This is a genomic window from Paenibacillus oryzae (assembly GCF_001675045.1).
In the GTDB taxonomy this organism is placed as follows: Bacteria; Bacillota; Bacilli; order Paenibacillales; family Paenibacillaceae; genus Pristimantibacillus; species Pristimantibacillus oryzae.
Window position 1 is genome coordinate 1 of sequence record NZ_LYPA01000007.1, and the last position, 1,223, is coordinate 1,223.

2 protein-coding genes are annotated in these 1,223 nt (G+C 45.7%); both read right to left on the reverse strand.

Annotated features, from left to right (window positions below):
- Nucleotides 1-18: 18 nt before the first annotated feature.
- On the reverse strand, nt 19-798 hold the full coding sequence (locus A7K91_RS00035) for an IS630 family transposase (protein ID WP_082967141.1): 780 nt from the start codon (nt 796-798) through the stop codon (nt 19-21).
- The gene (locus tag A7K91_RS00040; RefSeq protein WP_068678391.1) at nt 687-1,142 is read right to left on the reverse strand and encodes a helix-turn-helix domain-containing protein; all 456 of its coding nucleotides are present in this window, start codon (nt 1,140-1,142) and stop codon (nt 687-689) included. Before A7K91_RS00040 ends, A7K91_RS00035 begins: the two co-directional genes overlap by 112 nt.
- Nucleotides 1,143-1,223 lie beyond the last annotated feature (81 nt).

Genomic DNA, 1,223 nt, shown 5'->3' on the forward strand with positions numbered 1-1,223 from the left:
CCTAGTACTCTGTAAACCTTAAATTACAGGGTATAGCTTTCTAAGCCTGATCCTAGCGTCTGCTGTAGTAAATTGCCAATTGACGGTGGATGCCGTGGTATTGCGATCAGCTTGCCATGCCGCTATGCGTGTTTGCAGTTCTTCTTTGGTAGCCACATAATCAGACAGCGCTTGACGGCTCATTACGCCGATTTCAATTTCAGCCATGTTGAGCCAGCTACCATGTTTGGGCGTGTAGTGAATTTCTAATTTGCTAGCCAGTCGCCTTGCCTCTGCCGGTGTAAAGGCCTCGTACAGTGAACCCACACTATGCGTATTTAGATTATCCATCACGAGTACGATTTGGTCCGCTTCTGGGTAGTGAATATCTACCAGTTCCTTGATGCAGACCGCAAAATCAACGCGTGTCCGTCTTTCCGAAAGCCGTACATGACGCCGCGCTTCCAACGGGGCAAACATCATGAACAAGTTCATAACACCATTACGTTTGTATTCATAGTCCACACGCTTCGGCTTCCCTGGTTCCACTGGAAGAGACGCTCGTGTTTCTTCCGTGAGTTGCCGATTCGTTTCATCTAAGCAGATCAAGGGACGTTTGGGATCAGCAGGGCGCTGGTAAACATCGAGAATGTCCTCCATACAAGCTACAAATTCACCTGAGGCTTCGGGGATGCACCATTGCTTTTTTAACCATGGTTTAAGTTCGTTTTTTTCATGATCTGGTGGACGGCAGTATGAGAGATCGATTCGATGATTTCCAGTTCTACTAAATGGTGTGCCAAGAGACGAACGGACCATCTGCTGTACCCTTCTGGTGGCTTGCTGCATGCAATCGCAATTAGCTTGGCTTCCATTTCTCCATCCCATTTTGATTTGCGCTTTGCTTGTTTTTCTCGCTCTAGCGCTGCTTCAAATCCTTTTTCAACGAGTCGTTTACGTAGGCTACGCACCGTGCTCAGACTGGTATGGTAGGCATCTGCAATTTGTTTGTCCGACCAAGCAGGTCCCTCTGCACTTTCATCTGCTTTTAGTAGCATGTGGGCATGTCGAATTTTATAACCGATGACATTTCCCTTATGAATGAGTTTTTCTAATCTTTCACGTTCTTCTTTACTTAGTTCCACTACCCATCTTTTTTCCATCCTCAATCCCTCATATCTTTTTTGTAGATATATCGACGGGTCAATGGATTACTATTAGTTTGTTGGTTTACAGAGTACTAG